The organism is Novosphingobium sp. BL-S-20 (assembly GCF_055521635.1).
The window spans coordinates 2718606-2736264 of the sequence record NZ_CM145494.1 but is presented as its reverse complement, the minus strand read 5'-3'; the positions used below and the strand labels follow the sequence as shown (position 1 = coordinate 2736264).

19 protein-coding genes are annotated in these 17659 nt (G+C 66.5%); 10 read left to right on the top strand and 9 right to left on the bottom strand.

The features are described from left to right. Nucleotides 1-111 precede the first annotated feature (111 nt). The 5 genes from ACZ1II_RS20445 to ACZ1II_RS20425 form a co-directional block, all read right to left on the bottom strand. A complete protein-coding gene (locus ACZ1II_RS20445) occupies nt 112-948 on the bottom strand; it encodes a flagellin (RefSeq protein ID WP_465145410.1) in 837 nt (278 codons plus the stop codon). Nucleotides 949-1213: 265 nt separating this feature from the next. After that, complete coding sequence (gene flgH / locus ACZ1II_RS20440) at nt 1214-1987, bottom strand: flagellar basal body L-ring protein FlgH (protein ID WP_465145409.1); 774 nt, start codon at nt 1985-1987, stop codon at nt 1214-1216. Between the two features lie 13 nt (nt 1988-2000). Then, complete coding sequence (gene flgA, locus ACZ1II_RS20435; protein ID WP_465145408.1) at nt 2001-2438, bottom strand: flagellar basal body P-ring formation chaperone FlgA; 438 nt, start codon at nt 2436-2438, stop codon at nt 2001-2003. Between the two features lie 4 nt (nt 2439-2442). After that, a complete protein-coding gene (gene flgG / locus ACZ1II_RS20430) occupies nt 2443-3228 on the bottom strand; it encodes a flagellar basal-body rod protein FlgG (RefSeq protein WP_465145407.1) in 786 nt (261 codons plus the stop codon). A 40-nt stretch (nt 3229-3268) separates the two neighbouring features. Continuing rightward, on the bottom strand, nt 3269-4012 hold the full coding sequence (locus ACZ1II_RS20425) for a flagellar hook-basal body complex protein (protein ID WP_465145406.1): 744 nt from the start codon (nt 4010-4012) through the stop codon (nt 3269-3271). Nucleotides 4013-4160: 148 nt separating this feature from the next. Here ACZ1II_RS20425 and ACZ1II_RS20420 point away from each other — a divergent pair, with 148 nt between their 5' ends. From ACZ1II_RS20420 to ACZ1II_RS20405, 4 genes are read left to right on the top strand one after another with little or no spacing between them, the layout of a single operon-like run. Continuing rightward, a complete protein-coding gene (locus ACZ1II_RS20420; RefSeq protein ID WP_465145405.1) occupies nt 4161-4664 on the top strand; it encodes a flagellar basal body-associated FliL family protein in 504 nt (167 codons plus the stop codon). Next, the gene (gene fliM / locus ACZ1II_RS20415; RefSeq protein ID WP_465145404.1) at nt 4661-5680 is read left to right on the top strand and encodes a flagellar motor switch protein FliM; all 1020 of its coding nucleotides are present in this window, start codon (nt 4661-4663) and stop codon (nt 5678-5680) included. Before ACZ1II_RS20420 ends, fliM begins: the two co-directional genes overlap by 4 nt. Further along, entirely contained in the window at nt 5677-6264 is a 588-nt protein-coding gene (locus tag ACZ1II_RS20410; RefSeq protein ID WP_465145403.1) for a DUF6468 domain-containing protein, read from the top strand. Before fliM ends, ACZ1II_RS20410 begins: the two co-directional genes overlap by 4 nt. Next, nucleotides 6261-6929, top strand: a complete 669-nt coding sequence (locus tag ACZ1II_RS20405; protein WP_465145402.1) for a MotE family protein — start codon at nt 6261-6263, stop codon at nt 6927-6929. The genes ACZ1II_RS20410 and ACZ1II_RS20405 overlap by 4 nt, the downstream gene beginning before the upstream one ends. Before the next feature lie 83 nt (nt 6930-7012). Here the strand turns inward: ACZ1II_RS20405 and ACZ1II_RS20400 are convergent, their stop codons facing one another. Continuing rightward, on the bottom strand, nt 7013-7468 hold the full coding sequence (locus tag ACZ1II_RS20400; RefSeq protein ID WP_465145401.1) for a hypothetical protein: 456 nt from the start codon (nt 7466-7468) through the stop codon (nt 7013-7015). Nucleotides 7469-7555: 87 nt separating this feature from the next. Between ACZ1II_RS20400 and ACZ1II_RS20395 the strand changes: the two genes are divergently transcribed. Together ACZ1II_RS20395 and ACZ1II_RS20390 are read left to right on the top strand one after the other, a co-directional pair. After that, on the top strand, nt 7556-7819 hold the full coding sequence (locus ACZ1II_RS20395; RefSeq protein ID WP_465145400.1) for a hypothetical protein: 264 nt from the start codon (nt 7556-7558) through the stop codon (nt 7817-7819). After that, nucleotides 7816-9627: a hypothetical protein gene (locus tag ACZ1II_RS20390; RefSeq protein WP_465145399.1), complete on the top strand. Its 1812-nt coding sequence runs from the start codon at nt 7816-7818 to the stop codon at nt 9625-9627. Before ACZ1II_RS20395 ends, ACZ1II_RS20390 begins: the two co-directional genes overlap by 4 nt. 91 nt (nt 9628-9718) lie before the next feature. On the opposite strand, the gene ACZ1II_RS20385 is transcribed toward ACZ1II_RS20390, so the two are convergent. From ACZ1II_RS20385 to flgE, 3 genes are read right to left on the bottom strand one after another with little or no spacing between them, the layout of a single operon-like run. Continuing rightward, nucleotides 9719-10627 (bottom strand): flagellin, encoded by a 909-nt coding sequence (locus tag ACZ1II_RS20385; RefSeq protein WP_465145398.1) that lies wholly within the window; start codon nt 10625-10627, stop codon nt 9719-9721. A gap of 22 nt (nt 10628-10649) precedes the next feature. Beyond that, a complete protein-coding gene (gene flgK / locus ACZ1II_RS20380) occupies nt 10650-12758 on the bottom strand; it encodes a flagellar hook-associated protein FlgK (RefSeq protein WP_465145397.1) in 2109 nt (702 codons plus the stop codon). A 60-nt stretch (nt 12759-12818) separates the two neighbouring features. Beyond that, nucleotides 12819-14135 (bottom strand): flagellar hook protein FlgE, encoded by a 1317-nt coding sequence (flgE, locus tag ACZ1II_RS20375; protein ID WP_465145396.1) that lies wholly within the window; start codon nt 14133-14135, stop codon nt 12819-12821. 175 nt (nt 14136-14310) lie between these two features. Here flgE and ACZ1II_RS20370 point away from each other — a divergent pair, with 175 nt between their 5' ends. The 4 genes from ACZ1II_RS20370 to ACZ1II_RS20355 are packed head-to-tail and all read left to right on the top strand — an operon-like array spanning nt 14311 to nt 17587. Continuing rightward, nucleotides 14311-14775 carry a flagellar biosynthesis repressor FlbT gene (locus ACZ1II_RS20370; RefSeq protein ID WP_465145395.1) on the top strand — a complete coding sequence of 155 codons (465 nt, stop codon included), beginning with the start codon at nt 14311-14313 and terminating at the stop codon, nt 14773-14775. A 16-nt stretch (nt 14776-14791) separates the two neighbouring features. After that, nucleotides 14792-16129, top strand: a complete 1338-nt coding sequence (gene fliI, locus ACZ1II_RS20365; protein WP_465145394.1) for a flagellar protein export ATPase FliI — start codon at nt 14792-14794, stop codon at nt 16127-16129. Continuing rightward, complete coding sequence (locus ACZ1II_RS20360) at nt 16113-16547, top strand: hypothetical protein (protein WP_465145393.1); 435 nt, start codon at nt 16113-16115, stop codon at nt 16545-16547. The genes fliI and ACZ1II_RS20360 overlap by 17 nt, the downstream gene beginning before the upstream one ends. Further along, on the top strand, nt 16547-17587 hold the full coding sequence (locus ACZ1II_RS20355) for a peptidoglycan-binding protein (protein WP_465145392.1): 1041 nt from the start codon (nt 16547-16549) through the stop codon (nt 17585-17587). Before ACZ1II_RS20360 ends, ACZ1II_RS20355 begins: the two co-directional genes overlap by 1 nt. Nucleotides 17588-17659 lie beyond the last annotated feature (72 nt).

Genomic DNA, 17659 nt, shown 5'->3' with positions numbered 1-17659 from the left:
CTTGTGCCTTTCAGGCCCTTCCCCCAGCGAAGAGAGGCCAGGATGGCGAACCACCCTGGCCTCCCTGACGACTGTCCTTCGGCGTGAACCGAGGGACCATCGAACTTCCGATTAACGGAAGAGCGACAGGATCGTCTGCGGCGCCTGGTTGGCGATCGACAGAGCCTGCACGCCCAGCTGCTGCTGAACCTGAAGGGCCTGAAGCTTCGCCGATTCCTTGGCGAGGTCAGCGTCGACGAGGTTGCCGATGCCGGTGGTCACAACGTCCGACAGCTTGCTGTTGAATTCCAGCTGGCCGTCGATCTGGCGCGACTTGGCGCCAAGAGTGCTGAGGTGGCCGTTGAGCGTATCCGTCAGCGCGTCGAGGGTGTCGACGGTGGTACCGGCGGTCGTTGCGTCAGCGAGGTCCGTTGCACCGTCCAGGGCGCTCAGGGTCGCATTGGCTTCGAGGTCGATGTTGTCCACCGTCAGCTTGCCTGCGGCGGCGGTGTCGAGGGTCTGCAGCGAGCTGACCGAGCCACCACCCGTCTTGAGCAAGTTGACACCGTTGAAGTCCGACGAGCTGATGATCGAGTCGACCTGCGACTTCAGACCGTCGTAGTCCTTCTGGAGGGCTTCGAGGCTGGTGGTGTCGGTGTCGGCCACGCTGGCAGCGTCATAGGCCTTGGACTTCATCTGGTTGACGAGGTCCGAGATCTGTTCGACGCCGGAGACGGCAACGTCCACAGTGCTCTTGGCGGTGTTGAGCGATGAGTTGACCGAGGTCAGGCCGGCAAGGTCGCCACGCAGGCTCTGCGCGACGGTGTACTTTGCCGAATCGTCCTTGGTCGAAGCCACGTTCAGGCCGGTGTTGATGCGGCTCTGGGTGGTGTTCATGCCCTTGTTGGTCGCGTTGAGGCTCTGAAGAGCCGCCATTGCGCCGGCATTGGTGTTAACCGAAAACGCCATTTTATCTTCCTTCTAGAAATACAGGCCGAGTTCTGCGGCCAGATGGCGGGAGTGCCGCCATGCACACAGCTGGAATTCTTCCGGCTGCACATTCATTCTAGGAAAGGAGAGGAAGTCTCCGGGATTTATCGGAAAAAAATTATTCGCGCTGTTACGGTCGAAAACGCCGAAAATCTCGGGTCTAATGGCCAGATGGACTTTAAATACGGCGAAAGCCCCTCCGGCAATTGCCGGAGAGGCGCTTTCATGCAGCAATGACGCCCGGTCAGAACGGGAACAGGGCGTCGTAGATCTGTTGTCCCCACCGGGCCTGCTGGGCGTCGGTAAGCTGGCCGCGTCCGCCGTAGCTGATGCGGGCCTCGGCGATCTGGGAGTGCTTGATCGAGTTGTCGCGGGCGATGTCCTCGGGCCGGATCACGCCGGTGACGACGAGTTCGCGCAGCTCGTAGTTGACCCGCACTTCCTGCTTGCCGCGGATCTGGAGGTTGCCGTTGGGTAGCACGCCGATGACCGTGGCGGCGACCGTCATGTTGATCTGCTCGCTGCGGGTGGTGTTGCCCACGCCTGTTGCACTCGACTTGGAATCGGTGCTGACGAGGTTGCCCGGATCGGGGCTGCCCGGCAGAATCTTGGGAATCTGGCTTTCCAGGCCGAGCAGGGCGGCGATGCCGCCGCTCTCGCTGCCGTTGCGGGTGCGGGTGGTCGAGTTGGCGACCTGGGCGTTGTCGGCGATGTTGATGCGGATCGTCACGATATCGCCCACGCGCGAGGCGCGCTGGTCGCGGAAGAAGGCGCCGCCGCCGGTGCGGAACAGCGAGGCGCCGCGGGCCGCGTCGGCCTGCTGCCCGTTCGCCGCCAGTGCCCGGTCGTCCACCGAATGGTTGCCGAGCGAGGGTTCGAGCCGGGGCGCGACCGGGTCTTCCGCCGCCGACATCTTCGGCGGCTTGCCGACGTTCTTGAGCCGGCCCACCGCGCCGCAGCCCGAGAGCAGGCTGGCGGCGAGGAGCACGGAAACGAAAGGTGCGAAACGGTTGGTCACGGCCGGTCCTTCCTTACTGTGCGGTGATCCGCACGTCTCCCGAGCCCATGGCGACGGCATCGAGCGTGCGGTTGGTGGCGAGATTGAGCACGCGCACCTGCTGGCCCTTGCCGCCGTCGCTGAGCGCGCGTCCGGCCGAGGTGATCTTGAGCGCGCCGGAGATCAGCGAGATCGTCACCGCCTCGCCGCGCCGCACGAGGCGCGGCGGGGCGAGGTCGGTCGAGCGCACGGGGGCGCCCGCATTGAGGCGGCGCACCGCCTCCTGCCCCGCCGCCTCGGCCGGGCTCAGCGCATTGCGCGCGATCGCCGGGAAGACCGGGGCCGTGATGAAGTCCGACTGGGTGAGGACTTCGCCGCGTTCGACGGTGCGGGCGAGAACCGGCGCAGGCTCGCCCGACGGCATGGCCGGGGCGGTCGCGAGCGCGGGGGCGAGAAGGAGTGCGGTGAGCATGGCCTTAGCTGATCTGCGTCGAGGTCTGGAGCATCTCGTCCGCCGTCTTCAGCACGCGGCTGTTCATCTCGTAGGCGCGCTGCGCGGTGATGAGCGAGGTGATTTCCGAGACCGGATTGACGTTCGAGGCTTCGACGAAGCCCTGGCTCAGGGTGCCGAAGGCGGGCTGGCCGGGGGTCGAGACGGTGGGCTGGCCCGAAGCGCCGGTTTCGAGGAACAGGTTCGAGCCGATCGCTTCGAGACCCGCCTCGTTGATGAACGTGGCGAGTTCGAGCTGGCCGACGGTCTGCATCTCGGCCTGGCCGGAAATCTTCACCTGGACTTCGCCGGTTTTGGAGACGGTGACGTCCAGCGCGCCCTGCGGGATCGTGATGTTGGGCTGGACGAGGTAGCCATCGGTGGTGACGAGTTCGCCCTGGTCCGAAAGCTGGAACGAACCGGCGCGGGTATAGGCGATGTCGCCGGTAGGCATGGTGATCTGGAAGTAGCCGGGGCCGTCGATCGCCATGTCATAAGTATTGCCGGTATTGGTCAGCGCGCCCTGTTCGGTGATGCGATAGACGCCGCCGGTGCGCACGCCCGCGCCGATCTGGATGCCCGTCGGGACCTTGGTGCCGTTCTCGCTGGTATTGGCACCGGGGCGCGAGACCTGCTGGTAGAGCAGGTCCTGGAATTCCGCGCGCTGGCGCTTGAACGCGGTAGTGTTCATGTTGGCGATGTTGTTCGAGATGACATCGACATTGGTCTGCTGGGCAAGCATGCCCGTCGAAGCGATGGAGAGCGAACGCATGGCGGTTCCTTCTTGAGAATGACGGAGAGACGAAAAGCGATCAGCCCAGCTTGCTCAGCCGGTCGATCGCGCGTTTGCGCATGTCGTTGAGGTCGGAGGAAAGGCGCTGGCTGGTCTGGTAGGAGCGCAGGATCTCGACCATGTGGGTGGTCTCGGTGATCGGCTCGACGTTGGAGGCCTCGACCCCGCCGGTCTTGAGCTTGGTCTGCGCCTGGCCGAGCATGCGCCCGTTGGTGCCGGTGAGCATGCCGTCGCCGCGCACCTCCAGCATGTTCTCGTCGGCGAAGTCGGTCACTGCAAGGCGGCCGACCGGGCCGTCGCCGGCCATGACCGTGCCGTCCTCGGTGATGGTGACGCGGTTCTGGAGGTCGGCGGGAATGGCGATCGGCTGGCCGTTCTCGTCCAGCAGACGCTGGCCGCCGGAAGTCGCCAGTTCGCCGGTGCTCAGGATCTTCACGAAGCCCGCCCGCGTATAGGCGACACCCCCTTCGGGCGTCTCGACATTGAGATAGCCGGGGCCGTCGATCATCACGTCGAGCGCATTGCCGGTCGACTGGAAGGCGCCCTGCGAGGCATCGTGCACGGCGCCGAAGTCCAGCACGAAGGATGTCTTGCGGGCATCCTCTACGGGCGCGTCCTTCACCGTCTCGACATATTCGTGGAACAGCGCCTGCTCGCGCTTGTAGCCCACGGTGCTGGTGTTCGCCATGTTGTTGGCGGTGATGTCGAGCTGACGGCGCAGGGCCTGTTCGTGGCTCAGCAGTACGAAGGAAGAGACGTCCATTCGGGCACCTTGCGAAAAAGTTCCAGATATTCGGCGCTAGGCAGATTTTGCCGCTCAGCTTTCCTATAATAGAGGCGAAATCGCGAAAGCGGATGCGCCGGTACCTTTTCCATGAAGGGGGTGCATCCCACGAGCCAAGGGGATGAAAGTGTCCAGCGACGACGTGATCGACATTACGGCGGTCGATGTTCCGGAGCCCAAGAAGCCCGGCAAGAAAATGCTGGTTATCGGCGGGGCCGCGGTCCTGGCGCTGCTCGCGGGCGGCGGCGGGGCCTGGTGGTTCATGAGCGGCGGCGACAGCGGCGGCGAGCATGAGGCCGCGGCAGAAGGGGCCGCCGAGGGTGGTGACAAATCATCCTATATCGAAGTGCCGGCGATGATCGTGAACTTGCGCGGCGGCGACAGCCAGGCGCGCTTCCTGAAGCTGCGCTTCATCATCGTCGCGGCGAACGGCAAGGCCGACAAGGTCAAGGACAAGCTGCCGGTCGTCCTCGACGCGCTGCAGCCCTTCCTGCGCGAACTGCGGCCCGACGATCTCAACGGATCGGCGGCGGTGTTCCGCATCAAGGAAGAGATGATGACGCGCGCGACCCAGGCGCTCGGCGCCGGCATGGTCAAGGACGTGCTGATCCAGGACCTCGTCCAGCAATGAGCGACGACTTCGACGACTTCATCCTCCCCGATCCGCCCAAGATGGGCGCGATCAACGACGACATGTTCGACCAGGACAGCATCGATGCGCTGTTCGGGTTCGACAGCGACATGCCGGCCGCGCCCAAGAGCGGGCTGAAGGCGATGATCGAGTCCAACGTGATCAGCCACGAGCGGCTGCCCATGCTGGAAGTGGTCTGCGAACGCATGGTGCGCTCCTTCGCCACCAGCATGCGCAACCTCACCTCGGACGCGATCGACGTGACACTGGAGGAAATCACCTCGACCCGCTTCGGCGAGTTCATGAACCGCGTGGCGCTGCCCGCGATGTTCGGGGTGTTCCAGGTCACGGAATGGGAGAACTACGGCGTCGTCACGGTCGATTCCGGCCTGATCTACGCCGTCGTCGATGCACTGCTGGGCGGCCGCAAGGGCTCGCGCCCGATGCGGGTCGAGGGCCGCGCTTTCACCACGATCGAGACGATGCTCGTCTCCAAGATGGTGCAGCTTGCGCTCGACGATCTCTCGGCCGCCTTCGAGGCGATCGAGCCGGTGACCATGGTGGTCGAGCGCATGGAATCGAGCCCGCGCTTCGCCGCCATCGCCGGTCCCAGCAATATCGCGGCGGTCGCCACCTTCCGCGTCGACATGGAAGGGCGCGGGGGCAAGTTCTCCGTCCTCCTGCCCTATGCGACGATCGAGCCGGTGCGCGACAAGCTGCTGCAACGTTTCATGGGCGAAAAGCTCGGCCGCGACCGCATCTGGGCGGCGCACATGGCCAGCGAACTTACCAATACCGAAGTCACCGTGGATGTCGTGCTCGGCGAAAAGCTCATGAGCCTGCGCGACGTGATGACTCTCAAGGTCGGGCAGACGATCGCCCTCAGCCACAGCCCGAACGATGCGCTTCAGGTCCAGTGCGGCGGTGTGCCGCTGGGCCGCGCGCATATCGGCCAGCGTTCGAGCAATATCGCCATCCGCATGGCCACTGACATTTCCAAGGGGTATCCGAAATGACCTTCGCCACAACGATCAATGTCGTGCTGATCCTGCTCTGCGTCTCCGTGCTCGTGCAGAGCGCGCGGATGAGCCGCCGCCTGCGCACCTTGCGCGACACCCAGCTGGCCGACAGCGTCGCCCAGATCGAACGGGCGACGGGTCAGGCCCGCGTCGTGCTCGGCGATCTCAAGCGCGTACTGGCGACCGATGGCGCCGCGCAGCAGACCTCCATCGCCGCCGCCGAGGAAATCCGCGACGAACTGACCCTGATGGTGGGCATCGGCAATGCCGTTGCCGACCGCATCATGGAAGCCGCCGCCAAGACGCCCAAGGCCGAGGAAAAGGCTCCGAAGAAGCGCGCCGTGCGCAAGCCGCGCACGACCAAGCCCCGTACCGCCAAACCGGCATCGGCGGCCAAGTCCACCGACGCCGAAACCGTCGTCGCGGGTATCCTCGAAGCCGAGAAGAAGGCCGCTCCGGCCCGTACCCGTTCGCGCCGCAAGGTCGCGGTCCCGGCTGCTACCAACGACTTCGTGAGCGGTGACAACGGTGTTGTGAGCATCGCCGCCGCCCGCGCCTCGCGTGAAAGCGCGGTTGCATGATAACCCCTGAGGCCCCTTCGCCGACTGGTGGGCGGATCGGTGCCGCGCTGGCGCCGCTTCGCAACCTGGTGACGCCCACGCGGCTGATCCTGGGTGTGGCCGGAGTGGCGGCGGTGGCCAATGCCATCGCGCTCGCGGCCCCGCCGGTCACGACCGTGAAGGGCGATTCCGGTCGCCTCGGCGCCTCGCTCCAGGACGCCAGCGCCCAGCGCGACCGGACCATGGCGGCCGAGCGCCGCAAGCTCGACATGCGCGAGCAGGCGGTCAAGGCGAGCGAGGCGCGTCTCGCGGGTCAGGCCCAGCAGAACCAGGCCGACCCTGCCGCACCGCCTGCCGGCAAGAACGCCGCCGAGCCGGAAGTGCCTTACGACAATCTTGCGCGCATCTACCAGACGATGAAGCCCCAGCGCGCCGCGCCGATTTTCGAGAAGCTCGACATCGAGGTGCAGACCCAGGTCGCGCGCCGCATGCGCGAGCGGGCGACGGCGCAGATCATGGCCTATATGACGCCGAGTTCCGCCGTCGAACTGTCGATGGCGCTGGCGGGCCGCAAGGTTGTCAAGGCGCCGCCTCCGGCTCCTGCGCCGCAGCCGAAGCGGGGCAAGCCGCAGGCCCTTGCCGCTGCCGGGAAGCCGGGGCAACCTGCCGCAGCGCCTGCCCAGTAAGGCTGGTCAGACGATGAAACGAAAAAGCCCCCGTCCGGATCGGACGGGGGCTTTTTCCTGGTTCCCAGTCGAAGGCTCTGTTCTCAACCTTCGTCGGCGGAAACTTTCACGATCAGGACTTTCTCGACTCCCCTGTCGAGCCGCTTGATCGGCGGGGCCATCATCGCCGAAAGCCGGGCGACGTTGACCGGCGCATAAGGCGAGGCGTGGAGCCGCGCGAACTCGATCGCCGCTGCCAGTGAGGCGGCGCGCAGTTCGGGCATGCGTTTGGAGAGTTCGGCGGCGTTCTCGGCCGACTTCATCTTCACCGCGAGCGAGAGGTGAAGCACGCCGTCGATGCGGCCGCTGTCGACGATCGGTGCGTCGATCGGGTCCATCACGACGAACGATGGGTCCGGCGGCGGGATCGGGTCGGGTTTCTTGCCCTCGGCATTCTTGGTTTCGGCCTGCGTCGGCGCGGCCGTCGCCATGGCCGCGACGCTCGCTGCAAGCAGTGCTGCGAGCCGTTGGGCACGGCGGGAAGAGGCGGAACGCGGCATCGAAGACTCCAGATCGACCCGCCCGGCAAGGACCGCCCGGCGGCTTCTCCTTCTATAATAGAACGAAACCCCAGGAGTCAGGTTAAGATGAGTGACGATCGGCGCCCGGCGAGAGTCAGGGTATTTTCCTCCGGAACGCCGGATGCCAGTTCCCAGACCTCCAGCCCCGACCAGCAAAACCTCGGAAGACGGCGCACCGATGCGCCCCAGCTTGCCGCGAACGACGCGGAAGGTGGCAAGTCCGGCGGCCGGATCTGGATTGTACTGGGCGCCTTGCTGTTCCTGATCGGCTGCGCGCTCGGCGGGGTCCTGTTCACGATTTCGGTCCTGCACCCCGGAGCCTTGCTGTGATTCTGACCCGCCTGCTGGCCTCCGCCGCGCTCGTTCCCGGCGCGGCACTGCTTGCCGCGCCGACCGTTTCTGCGCCCGAAGCGGCGCCTGTCGTCTCGAACCCGCCCGCCGCGGTAACCCTGCCGCCCGCGTCGCGCCTGCCCGGTTTTGCCGCCGATCTCGCGCAGCAGCCGGCGATCGTCGGACCGGCGGCCTGGGCGAAGCTGTCCGAGGCCGAGGCCTGGACCCGTCTCGCCCGCGTGCCCCGCCCCGAGCGGCAGCAGGCACGCTGGAACTATGCCCGCAGCCTGATCGGTCTGGAGCGCGGCGCGGAAGCCTTCGGCGTGCTCGAAGTCATGCGGCAGGACGATCCCGACCTCGAAATGGTGGACACCTACCGCCTGGCCCAGGGCGCGGCGCTGACTTTGCTGGGGCGCTATCCCGATGCTCTTGCCTCGCTCGGCGTCCCGGGCCTCGACGGTAACCCGGAGGCCTGCGCATGGCGCCTGCGCGCGCTCGCGCAGAGCGCCATGGGCGAGCAGGCTCTGCAACAGCTGGACTGCGCGCGCACGGCGCTGGGCACTCCGCGTCCCAAGGCCTTCGTGCTGGCGGCGGCCCGTGCGGCGATCGAAGGCGGGGCGCCCGAAAAGGCGATGCAGTGGCTGACACCGCTCCCCGACCGCGACCCGGCGGCCAATCTCTATCGCGGCCGCGCCGAACTCGCGCAGGGCCATGTCGATCAGGCCCGCCTGCGCTTCGCGCGGGTGGAGCGCTCGGGGACGATGGAACAGCGCATGGATGCGCGGCTCAGCGAGGTCGAATCGGAAGTGGCCCACCACACCGTCGGCCCGGAAGCCGCGCTCAAGCGGCTCGATGCGATCCGCTATGCCTGGCGCGGCGATGCCATCGAGGAACGTGCGCTGCGACTGACCTACCAGCTCTACGATGCGCGCGGCGATCTCTCCGGTGCGCTGGCGGCCGGTGCGGCCCTGTTCCGCTATCACGACGTTGCGCGGCAGGGGGTGGACTTCCTGCCGGGGCTGCGCGCCAAGCTGACCGATGCGCTCGACCCCGCGCGCAAGCTGCCGCTGGACAAGGCGGCAGGGCTTTACTGGGACTACCGCGATATCGCGCCGGGCGGGGCTGAGGGCGACCTCATGGCCAGCCATCTGGCCGAACGGCTCCAGCAGGCAGGCCTTTACGAGCGCGCCGGAGACCTGCTGAGCTACCAGCTCTTCGTCCGCGCCGGCGATCTGGCGCGTGGGCCGCTTTCGGCGCGGGTGGCATCGCTGTTCATTCTGGCGGGTCGGCCCGACCGGGCGCTGGATACCTTGCGCAAGTCCGACGATCCCTCGTTCCCCGATGCCATGATCGCCGCGCGCAAGCGGGTCGAGGCAGCGGCGCTCAGCCAGATCGGCCGGATCGACGAGGCGATGGCGGTCCTTCAGGACGTACCCGATGCGGAAACCCTGCGGGCCGAAATTCTGTGGAAGCAGCGCGACTGGGCGCGTTATGCCGATGCTTCGGCTTCGGGCCTGCCCAAGGGCGTGGCGCTCGATGCCGTGGGGCAGGCGGTCGTCCTGCGCCATGCGATCTCGCTGGCCATGCTGGGCCGCGAGGAAGCGCTTGGCAGCCTCCACGCGCGCTATGCGGGGGCCTTCCAGGGTCTTCCCTCGGCGCCGGTCTTCGAGATGCTGGCAGGCAGCCCTGCGCAGGCCAGCGGCCCGCAACTGGCCCGCGCCATGGCGGCCATGCCGTCGGTCAGCCCGGCAGGCGATTTCGCCGATCTGCTGGAGCGCGCGCCGGGCAGTGTCGCGCCGAAAGGCTGATCCTCGCCTCTGCGGGATGGTGGCAAACGAAAAGGGCGCCGGGATTTCGATCCCGGCGCCCTTTCTCGTAGGCGGTGACGCTTGGCCCGGCTTACTTCAGGAACTGGGCCAGCGACATCGAATTGAGCTGTGCGAAGACCGAATAGCTCGCTTCGAGAATGGTCTGGCGCTGGGTGATGTCGATCGCGACCTGGCCGAGGTCGGCGTCTTCGACCGAGCCGATCAGTTCCTTGAACAGGTCGATGCGGTCGTCGGCGCGGTCGCTCAGGGTCTCGATCTTGTTCTGGTTGCGGCCGTTCGTGGCATTGACCGTGCGCACGTCCGTAATACCGACGTCGAGCTGGGCCATCGCATCGCTGATCGCCTGCTTCTGAGCGTCAGTCAGCTTTTCTCCGAACGGACCGGCTTCGGCGAGGGTGCGGAAGGCGGGGATCAGGTTGCTGGCCACTTCGCTGGCGCCGATGCCGTATTCGAGATCGATGTTCTCGCCGACGCGGGTCGATTGGCGCACGCTGTCGTTGGTAAAGGCATCGGCAGCGTCGAGGCCGACGGTGTCCTGGAGCGTTTCGGGCAGGAACGGCTTGCTGGAGGTCTGCGATCCGGCAAAGAGCGGAATGCCGCTTTCCGCAGAGTTCAGCGCGGTGCGCAAGTCGCCGAAGGCGCTCTCGATTGCTGCCTGGAGACCTGGCGAATCGCCGGTTCCATAGGCATCGAGGAGCTGGGTCTTCAGGTCCGTGAGCGAGGAATCCATCTGGTTGAGGTTGGCGTCATAGAGCGCCAGCGTGGTCGAGACGCGGCCGGCATTGCTCTTGTAGGATTCCTGCTGCGCCAGCATCGAGCGGGCCGAGAGCGTGCGTACGGCATCGAGGCCGAGCCCGGCATAGTCGGTGGCCTTCTTGCCCGAAGCGAGCTGGAGCTGGCTGGTGGCGAGGTTCTCCTGCGAGCGGGCGATGCCGCTGGCAAGCGTGCGCTGGAGGGGGATCGTCGCTACGCGGGTCATCGTCTGGTCCTCGTTCTTGAAATTAGCGGATCATGCCGAGCAAGGTGTCGTACATGTCCGAGGCCGTGGTCATGACGCGCGCCGCGGCCGAATAGCTGTTCTGGAGCACGACCATCTGCGCGAGTTCCTCGTCGACATTGACGCCCGAGAAGGAATCGCGGCGGTCGAGCGCATCGCTCAGCCGCGAGGAGGCATCGGTATAGTTGGTCTTGGCCAGCGAGGCCTGCGAACCGGCGCTGCCGAGCAGGCGGTTGGCGAATGTGCTGATCGTGGAACTGCCGTCCTTGCCGAAATCGACTGCGCCGGTCAGCGCATCGACGAAGCCGGAAACATTGCGGATGTCGCCCGAGCCGATCGCCTTGCCGCCCACTGCGACATCGAGCTGGAGCAGCGCCAGCGGCAGCTTGGTGGGGTCGGCCAGAATGCTGGCGGGAACTTCGGCCGAGGAGAGGCCGCTGGCTGCCCCGGTCAGGCCCGAAAGCGCGGAGAACGACAGGCCGGTGCCGGAGCGGTTGGTCGAATCCGAGGGGATCGAGATCGTCGAGCCGGCACTGGCGGCGTTGCTGTTGAACTGGATACGGCCCTTGTCGTCCAGTTCGAAGGTGCCGTAGTCGGAAAGCGGGCTGGCGTTGAGTTCGCTCACCAGATCGCCCCAGGTCGAGCCGGTCGAACCGGTGAGCGTGTACTGGGTCAGGACTTTGCCGGTCGGATCGCGCAGCACGATCTGCGCGGTTTCCCCGGCGCTGAAGCCGTGGGGGTCGCTGGCGGTGAAGCCCGAGGGCGCCAGCGCGCTGCTGTCCGAGCGGATCAGGTTGTTGAGGCCGAAGAACTGCGAGAAGCCGACCCCCGCACGGTCGCTGGGGGTGTCCGGGTCCTGGGCGATGGCGATGCCGTTGGCACTGGAGGCAGAGCTGATCGAGAGGACGCCGCCCGTGAAGCTGGCCGTGGCATCGGGACCCAGTCCATCGGGCGCGGCGGCGTTGAGCGCGGCGACCACATCGTCGACGGTGGCGGTTGGGCCGAGCGCGTCGAAGTCGATCGTGGCCTTGGAAACCAGCGTGCCGTCCTTGGCGACGACCGCGAAAGTCGCCTTGCCGGTGAAGCCCAGGCGGTCGGCGCCGTTCAGGCCGTTCGCCTCGCCGGTCAGGGTCTGGGGCGGGGGCAGGGTGGTGCCCTCGTTGGACACCTTGTTCAGCGTTTCGGCGAGGCCACTGAAGAGCTGGCCGAGCTGTTCCGAGAAGTTGGGCAGCGCGCGGTCGCGGATATCGAGCAACCCGCCGAGCTTGCCGCCGACCGCGGTGGAATCGATCTTCTCGCCGGTCGAGGCGCCCATCACGCCGCTGTCCGAGGCGAAGCGGATGTCGATGGCGGGGTAGGTCGCCTGCGAGGCGGCCGTGCCCGAAGGATAGCTGAGCTGGCGCAGGCGCTTGTCGAGCAGGACCTGGCCCGAGGCGGTATCGATGGTGACGCGGCCGTCGCTCTGTTCGCGCACGGTCACGTCCATCAGGCCGCTCAGTTCCTCCAGCGCCGACATGCGCTCGTCGGCCGGGCCGGATACGCTCTTGCCCAGGCCCTGGAGGCGGGCGACTTCGCTGTTGAGGTCGTGAATCTTCTTGAGGAGGACGTTGGCCCGGTCGACGGTGTCGGAGACTTCGCTCTCGACATCGGCCTGGAGGTTGGCAACGTCCTTCTGGAGCTGGTTGATGCCGTCTATCGTGTCGGACACGTTGCCGGTGAACAGGGCGATCGACTGGGCCGATCCCTGAAGGCTGGCGATCTGCGAGACCGAGGTGGAAATGGCGGAAAGACGCCCGGCGATGCCGGAGCTGGAATCGGTCGAGCCGAGCAGCGACTGCAGGCGGTCGAGATAGTTCGAGGCCGCTTCGCTCCGTCCGGCTGCGCCCGCGCGTTGGTAGACCGCGTTCTCGAGGAACTTGTCCGCCACGCGCGAGGGCTCGCCGACCACGACCCCGTTGACCTTCCCTCCCGCGACCCCGGTGGTGATCGTCGCCTTCTGGCGGGCATAGCCCACCGTGTTGACGTTCGCGATATTGTTGGAAACCGTCGCCATTCCGGACTGAGAGGCCGAAAGGCCGGACATTGCGGAATTGAGTATCTGGTTGAGGGACACGGTTCTGGTCTTCCTGAAAATATCGTCGGGAAAGGGAAGGTCTTGGGAAAGTCGCCGCTATCAGCGCTTCAGGTTGCTGACTTCCTGGAGCATGTCGTCGACGGTGGTGATGATCTTCGACGAGGCGCTGTAGGCGCGCTGGAAGAGGATCATGTTCGAGAATTCGGACGCCAGGTCGACGTTCGAGGCTTCGAGCACGCCTGCCGCGATCGAGCCGCCGCCCAGCGCGCCGGGCTCGTTGATGGCGACGTTGCCCGAGGTTGCCGAGGCGACATAGGCGTTGCCGCTGGTGCGGGTCAGGCCGTCCGGGTTCTGGAAGGTGGCGATCGGCAGCTGGTAGATCGCGCGGGTGGTGCCGTCATCGAAGACGGCGCTGACGATGCCGGTGTCCGAGATCTCGACCGAGGCCACGGTGCCGAGCACGCCGCCGTCCACGCTGGACGAAAGCAGGGCGGAATCGCTGCCGAACTGGGTCAGGCCATCAAGCCCGCCGTTGGAGCCGAGGCCGAGGGTGATCGGCGTCGAACCGGCGCCGTTGGCCCAGCCGATGTCGAGGTTCGCAAAGAGATCCGGGTCGGAACCGGCCAGATCGAGGCTGCCGTCGGCATTGAACTTGACCGTACCGCTGGCCAGCACGCCATCGGTGATCGCGGTACCGTTCGAGCTGGTGATCTCGCCCGGAGTGCCCGAGACTTCGGCAGTCCAAGTATTGGCGGCGGTCTTCACGAAGTTGAAGGTCAGAGTGTGGGGAGTGCCCTGCGAATCGTAGATCTCGACCGAGCGCGAGAACTGCGGGGAAAGCGCACCCGAGGCCATCGAACCCGGTACATAGGCGCCGGTAATCGGTTCCGCGGTGGAATCGAGGTTGGCGCGCATCGAGATCTTGGTGGTCGGCAGCGCCGCGCCGGTCAGCGAGTTCGGCTTGATCGGCTCCAGCGAGGCGAAGCTGCCGTTGTTGGTGTAGTTGCCGCTGGCGTCGAGCGGCCAGCCGGTCAGGTAGTAACCGGCGGTGTTGCGCAGATAGCCGTCGGCGTCGGGCGTGAACGAACCCGCGCGGGTATAGGCGATCTGGCCGCTGGTATCGGCGCTGGAGCGCACGACGAAGAAGCCGGCGCCGTCGATGCCGATATCGGTCAGGCTGCTGGAAGCCTGGAGCAGGCCCTGCTTGGAAATGAGCGCCTTGGGCGCGGCGGTGACGCCGCCGGCCGAATAGCTGCTCTTCATCTTGCCGTCGGTGACAAGCGTCTGGAACTGGGCGGAAACGCCCTTGTAGCCGATGGTGTTGACGTTGGTGATGTTGTCCGCGACCGTCGCCATGGCGCTCGCCTGCGCGCCGAGACCGGAAACGCCGGCGTAAAGAGCTGAATAAAGGCTCATTTCATTCTCCTGTGCGTGTCGGCCGGCAAGGTATGGCGTACCGGCCACCGAACAGAGGCATTGTAGGAAGAATGCCGGGGTGCGCGGGCGCCCAGGCCATAAAATTTCTGGACGGCTGCCACGGACTTGACTCTGTCATCCTATAAATGATGAAGATGTCACGGGGGCAATTGACATGACTCTTCGCATTTCGCTTCGCAACGGGGAACCGGTGATCGTGAACGGCGCGGTTCTGCGCGCCGTCGGCCGTACCGATCTGGTGGTCGAGAACGAGGCCACGATCCTGCGCGGACGCGACGTAATGAAGCCGGAGGAAGCGACTTCTCCGGCGCGCCAGCTCTACTTCGCCTGCATGATGGCCTATATCGACCCGGCCGATCTCTCGCGCCACCAGCAGGTGCTGCTGTCGCGACTGGAGGCCCTGATGACGGCGCTGGAAACGACCGAGGCCAAGGCGGTCTGCATCCGCTTCGCGCAGAAAGTCGCGACCGGCCAGTTCTATAATGCGCTGGCCGACTGCCGCTGGTTGATCGGCTACGAATCCGATGCGCTTTCGCGTCTCGAACAGCCTGTCGACTTGCAGGTTTCGGCGTCCGCACCGGCAGCCGAAGTCCCTGCCGAAATCGCGCCCGCCGCCTGATCGGGAAGCGCGCGTCATGGCCAGTCTCGCCGCCGCCGCCGCAGGTCTTCGCCTGCTCACGCCCGACCAGCGCTATGGCCGGGTCGTGGCCGTGCGCGGTGCGCTGATCGAGGTCGAGGGGCTTTCGGGCGCCGCCCAGATCGGCTCGCGCGTCACGCTCAATTCGCCGACCGGACAGGTTGAGGCGGAAGTGACCGGGCTGGACCGGGGTATCGCCCATTGCATGCCGTTCAGCGAACCGCAGGGCATCGCCTCGGGATCGCGCGCGGACCTTTCCGCCAGCCAGTTCGCCTTGCGGCCTTCGAGCGGTTGGCTCGGCCGCATGGTCGATGGACTCGGCCGTCCGGTCGACGGCAAGGGACCGCTCGAACAGGGCGCGATGCTGCGCAAGATCAAGGCTTCGCCGCCGCCCGCCTCGGCGCGGGCGCGTGTGGGCGGGCGGCTTTCCACCGGCGTTCGCGCGCTGGACCTGTTCGCGCCGCTGTGCCGCGGCCAGCGCCTCGGCCTCTTCGCGGGGTCGGGCGTCGGCAAGTCGGTGCTGCTCTCGATGCTGGCGCGCTGGACCGAGTGCGACGTCGCGGTGATCGGCCTGATTGGCGAGCGTGGCCGTGAGGTTCAGGAATTCGTGCAGGACGATCTCGGCGAGGAGGGCCTCGCCCGCAGCGTCGTCGTCGTCGCGACGTCGGACGAACCCGCGCTGATGCGCCGCCAGGCCGCCTGGACGACCTTGACCGTTGCCGAGCACTTCCGCGACCAGGGTCTCAACGTGCTCTGCCTGATGGATTCGGTGACGCGCTTCGCCATGGCCCAGCGCGAGATCGGCCTTGCCAGCGGCGAGCCGCCCGCGACCAAGGGCTATACGCCGACCGTCTTCGCGGAACTGCCGCGGCTACTGGAACGCGCGGGGCCGGGGCTGCCCGGGCAGGGTGCGATCACCGGCCTGTTCACGGTTCTGGTGGACGGCGACGATCACAACGAGCCGGTTGCCGATGCCGTGCGCGGCATTCTCGATGGCCATATCGTCATCACCCGCCAGATCGCCGAGCGCGGCCGCTATCCGGCGATCGATGTGCTCAAGTCGGTCTCGCGCACCTTGCCGCACTGTCTGGGTGAGGCCGAGAATCACGTCCGCCTTGCCGCGCGGCGCGAGATGGCGACTTACAAGGACATGGAGGAAATGGTCCGGCTCGGTGCCTATCGCGCCGGATCGAGCTCCGAAGTCGACCGCGCAGTCGCGCTCGCCCCGCGCATCGAGGAACTGCTCAAGCAGGGCAAGCAGGATCGCGGCTTCGCCGAGGAGAGTTTCGCGGCGCTGGCGGCACTGATGGAGGTCTCGGATGAAGACGCCGTATGACGCCGCGCTGCGCGTGCAGCAGCGCGAGATCGACGAGATGAGCGCTGCGATCAGCACGCATTCCGGCGTTCTGGGCGAAGTCGAGAAGGCGCGCGACCGGGTTTCCAAATCGATCACTCGCGAGGCCGACGTTGCGGCGGGTGACCTTGCGGTCTGTTCTCACGCCTATCTCCAGCGCATGCGGCACGAGCGGCACCAGTTGACCGCCCGCCAGGTCCTGCTGAAGGCGCGGCTCGACGAACTGCGCGAGATGGCGGTTGATGCCTATGGCACGTTCCGCGCCATCGAGACGGCGGCGGACGGCTATCGGCAGGATGCCGAGCGGGTGATCGCCAATGCCGAGCAGGCAGGGATCGACGATTTCGCGGCGATGTCCTTCATCAAGGCGCGTCGCGCGATGCGCCGTGAGGATTCGTGATGATCGAGGGTGCGAGTGCGCAGGGCCTCGGTGCTCAGGCGGGCAATCTCCAGGGGCTGACCCCGGCGCAGAAGGCGCAATTGATCTATACCCAGGCCCGCAGTGAACTCTCGGGCCGTCTCTGGCGCGCGGCGCTGGGCGGCGAGGATGAGAAGCAGGCCGGGGGGCTGGTCGACAAGCGTTCCGATCCTTTGGGTCTCGACGGATTGCTGGCTTTGCTGGACGAGCGGACGAAAGCTGCCAGTGCGCAGCCCGCTGTACCCGATCAGGCTTTGCCGAAGCCGCAGGCGGATTCGTCCTGCATGTCCCGTGAAGGCGTCTGGGAACGATTCGCCCGGCAGCAGGACAGCGAGGGCGGCGGCGGAAGTTCCGGCGGCGGTTCGGCAGGTGCATTGTCGATTCAGGACGGCCCCAATGCGCGCTACGCAGGCGTTCTCGGCGCGGCGGCATCGCGTACCGGCATTCCGGCGGCAGCACTCGCCACGATCGTCAATGCCGAGGCGGCCAAGGGCTCCGACGGGCGCTGGCTGCCCTATTCGCGCAATCCGCGCTCCAGTGCGGCCGGCATAGGGCAGTTCCTCAACAAGACCTGGGAAGGGCAGGCGGAGCGTGAGGGCACCTGGCTTCACGCTTTCGCGCAGCAGAACGGCTGGCTCAACGCCCGCGGACAGGTGCGCGGCGAGAGCCGCGGCGCCTTGCTGGCGCTGCGCTATGACCCGCAGGCCTCGATCGAGACGATTGCCGACTATGCGCGGACCAATCTCGATTCTCTGCGCGGTTCCGGTGTGCAGATCGGCGGCGGTGTCGTCGAACAGGCCCAGGCGGCCTATCTCGGGCATCATCTCGGTCTCGGAGATGCGGTGCGTTTCCTGAAGGGCGGTCTCTCGCCCGAGCGGGCCCGCACGCTGCTCAATGCCCAGGTCGGCTCGGCAAGTGCGAATCGCCGCATCGAGATGGCGGGAAGCGCGGTCGCCGCGCACCGTTCCTGGCTGCTCGACTATGTCGGCCGGAACATCCGTCCGGATCGTTTCGCCGGGTAATTGCCGGGCGGAATGCCCCTGGTTTCCGACGAAACGAAAATAATTATAGGAAATATAGGAAACTGACTTATA

What these genes read in the sequence shown, in the direction of transcription:
- flgE (WP_465145396.1), bottom strand. Translation starts at nt 14,135, where the DNA reads ATGAGCCTTTATTCAGCTCTTTACGCCGGCGTTTCCGGTCTCGGCGCG.
- ACZ1II_RS20425 (WP_465145406.1), bottom strand. Translation starts at nt 4,012, where the DNA reads ATGGACGTCTCTTCCTTCGTACTGCTGAGCCACGAACAGGCCCTGCGC.
- fliM (WP_465145404.1), top strand. Translation starts at nt 4,661, where the DNA reads ATGAGCGACGACTTCGACGACTTCATCCTCCCCGATCCGCCCAAGATG.
- ACZ1II_RS20370 (WP_465145395.1), top strand. Translation starts at nt 14,311, where the DNA reads ATGACTCTTCGCATTTCGCTTCGCAACGGGGAACCGGTGATCGTGAAC.
- fliI (WP_465145394.1), top strand. Translation starts at nt 14,792, where the DNA reads ATGGCCAGTCTCGCCGCCGCCGCCGCAGGTCTTCGCCTGCTCACGCCC.
- ACZ1II_RS20400 (WP_465145401.1), bottom strand. Translation starts at nt 7,468, where the DNA reads ATGCCGCGTTCCGCCTCTTCCCGCCGTGCCCAACGGCTCGCAGCACTG.
- flgA (WP_465145408.1), bottom strand. Translation starts at nt 2,438, where the DNA reads ATGCTCACCGCACTCCTTCTCGCCCCCGCGCTCGCGACCGCCCCGGCC.
- ACZ1II_RS20355 (WP_465145392.1), top strand. Translation starts at nt 16,547, where the DNA reads ATGATCGAGGGTGCGAGTGCGCAGGGCCTCGGTGCTCAGGCGGGCAAT.
- flgG (WP_465145407.1), bottom strand. Translation starts at nt 3,228, where the DNA reads ATGCGTTCGCTCTCCATCGCTTCGACGGGCATGCTTGCCCAGCAGACC.
- ACZ1II_RS20445 (WP_465145410.1), bottom strand. Translation starts at nt 948, where the DNA reads ATGGCGTTTTCGGTTAACACCAATGCCGGCGCAATGGCGGCTCTTCAG.
- ACZ1II_RS20395 (WP_465145400.1), top strand. Translation starts at nt 7,556, where the DNA reads ATGAGTGACGATCGGCGCCCGGCGAGAGTCAGGGTATTTTCCTCCGGA.
- ACZ1II_RS20405 (WP_465145402.1), top strand. Translation starts at nt 6,261, where the DNA reads ATGATAACCCCTGAGGCCCCTTCGCCGACTGGTGGGCGGATCGGTGCC.
- ACZ1II_RS20410 (WP_465145403.1), top strand. Translation starts at nt 5,677, where the DNA reads ATGACCTTCGCCACAACGATCAATGTCGTGCTGATCCTGCTCTGCGTC.
- ACZ1II_RS20385 (WP_465145398.1), bottom strand. Translation starts at nt 10,627, where the DNA reads ATGACCCGCGTAGCGACGATCCCCCTCCAGCGCACGCTTGCCAGCGGC.
- ACZ1II_RS20360 (WP_465145393.1), top strand. Translation starts at nt 16,113, where the DNA reads ATGAAGACGCCGTATGACGCCGCGCTGCGCGTGCAGCAGCGCGAGATC.